This is a genomic window from Aurantiacibacter zhengii, from assembly GCF_003584125.1.
Lineage (GTDB): Bacteria > Pseudomonadota > Alphaproteobacteria > Sphingomonadales > Sphingomonadaceae > Alteraurantiacibacter > Alteraurantiacibacter zhengii.
Genome location: NZ_QXFL01000026.1, coordinates 1 through 2,387, shown reverse-complemented (window position 1 = coordinate 2,387; position 2,387 = coordinate 1). Strand labels below are relative to the sequence as shown.

Annotated in this window: 2 protein-coding genes; both read right to left on the bottom strand. The window is 66.7% G+C overall.

The window, feature by feature from the left end; genetic code table 11:
- Positions 1 to 2,023, bottom strand: a 2,023-nt coding sequence (locus D2V07_RS18325; RefSeq protein ID WP_147367080.1) for an acetyl-CoA carboxylase biotin carboxylase subunit, incomplete at its 3' end; no start/stop codon positions are given.
- Positions 2,023 to 2,387 (bottom strand): cobalamin-dependent protein (locus tag D2V07_RS18320; RefSeq protein ID WP_199698845.1); only part of this gene is annotated, 365 nt, incomplete at its 5' end. The genes D2V07_RS18320 and D2V07_RS18325, both read right to left, overlap by 1 nt.

The window sequence follows — 2,387 nt, the reverse complement described above, 5'->3', positions numbered from 1 at the left end:
ACTCCAGTTCGAGGATGACGGCGTCGACCATCAGGGTTTCGCCTTCTGCGGTGTTGATGGAGGCGACGGTGCCTGCTTTTTCGGCGCGCAGGATGTTTTCCATCTTCATGGCCTCGACGGTAGCGAGCGGCTGGCCGGCCTCGACCTTGTCGCCCTCGCCCACGTGCAGCTTCACCAGCAGGCCGGGCATGGGGCACAGCAGCATCTTGCTGGTATCGGGCGGCTGCTTCTCGATCATGTGACCGGCGTGGCCTGCCAGGCGGGCGGGAAGCACGCGCGCTGTGTAGGTGCGGCCGTGGGTGTTGATCTGCCAGTTGGGGCGCTGGCGGGTTACGGTGAGGCCGAGCGTAGGGCCGTCGGGCTGCGTGGCGGTGGCGGTGCGCTGGCCGGGGGCCCAGTCGCAGGTGACCTCCACCGTGTGCCCGTCGACGATGGCATGGCCCTCGCCCAGTGTGACCGTGTGGTCCTGCCCATCGACCCGCACGATCCATGCGGGGCTGACCGGCTGCGGGCCATCGAGCTGCCCGCTGATCTGCCGCTGGCGCGCCTGGTGGGTAAACTCGATCCCGGCAGCGATGGCAGCGATCACGCGGGTGCGCTCCTCGCTGGTGGCCGCCCCTTCGAAGCCTTCGGGATATTCCTCGGCAATGAACCCTGTGGTGAGCTCGCCTGCGCGGAACCGCGGGTGCTGCATCAGCGCGGAGAGGAAGTCGACGTTGTGCCCCAGCCCTTCCAGTTCCACCGCGTCCAGCGCCGCGATCTGCAGGTCGGCGGCCTCCTCGCGCGTTGTGCCCCAGGTCACCAGCTTGGCGATCATGGGATCGTAGAAGATCGACACCTCGCCGCCTTCCTGCACGCCCGAGTCGAACCGCACGCCCCCGCCGTTTTCCTGGGCAACACCGCGAAGGTCGCCCGCCCACGGCTCGACGGGAGTCGAGTAGCGCACCAGCCTGCCCGTGCTGGGCAGGAAGCCGCGATAGGGGTCCTCGGCATAGATGCGGTTCTCGATCGCCCAGCCATCGATGCCGATATCGTCCTGGCTCATCGGCAGCTTCTCGCCGGCAGCCACGCGGATCATGTATTCGACAAGGTCGATGCCGGTGATCGCCTCTGTCACCGGATGCTCCACCTGCAGGCGAGTGTTCATCTCGAGGAAGTAGAAGCTCTCCCCTGTCGGGTCCGCACCGCTGACGATCAGTTCCACCGTGCCTGCCGAGTGGTAGCCCACGGCCTTGCTCAATGCGACGGCCTGCTCGCCCATTTTCCTGCGCATCTCGGGCGTGACGAAGGGGCTCGGCGCTTCCTCCACCACCTTCTGGTGGCGGCGCTGGATCGAGCACTCGCGCTCGTTCAGGTAGAGCACCGTGCCGTGCTTGTCGCCCAGCACCTGGATCTCGATATGGCGCGGGTCCTCGATGAACTTCTCGATGAACACGCGGTCATCGCCGAAGGAGTTGAGCCCCTCGCGCTTGGTCGCCTCGAACCCTTCCTCCACGTCGGTGTCGTTCCACGCAAGCCGCATGCCCTTGCCGCCGCCGCCCGCGCTCGCCTTCATCATCACCGGGTAGCCGATTGCGTTCGAGACCTTCACTGCCTCCTCGGTGGTGTCGATGGCATCCTCGGAGCCAGGCACGGTGTTCACGCCCGCTGCCTTGGCCAGCTTCTTGCTCTCGATCTTGTCGCCCATCGCCGCGATCGCACTGGCGGGCGGACCGATGAAGGCGATGCCTTCCGCCTCCAGCGCCTCGACGAAGCTGGCGCGCTCCGACAGGAAGCCATAGCCCGGATGCACGGCCTCGGCGCCTGTCTGCTTGCAGGCGGCGATGATCCTGTCGGCCAGCAGGTAGCTCTCGCTGGCAGGCGGCGGACCGATATGGACGGCCTCGTCCGCTTGTCGCACGAAGGGCGCGCGAGCATCGGCATCGGAGTAGACCGCGACCGTGGCGATACCCATGCGCCGCGCGGTCTTGATGACCCGGCACGCGATCTCGCCCCGGTTGGCGATGAGGATTTTCGTGAACATTATCGTGTCGTCTCCAGTTCCTCACCCGCCGGCGGCATGTTGTGGCCCAAGAGGCGCAGCAGGTCCGCGGCGGCTTCCACCACGTTGGTGCCAGGGCCGTAGATCCCTTGCACGCCGGCCTTCTTCAGGAAGTCGTAGTCCTGCGGCGGGATCACGCCGCCTGCCACCACCTTGATATCGCCGCGATCCGCATCGCGCAGATGGCCGATCAGTTCGGGGATCAGCGTCTTGTGGCCTGCTGCCAGCGACGATGCGCCTACCGCGTCCACCTCGCATTCCAGCGCCATCCTGGCGGTCTCCTCGGGCGTCTGGAACAGCGGGCCGCTGATGACCTCGAACCCCATGTCGGCAAAGGCCGATGCGA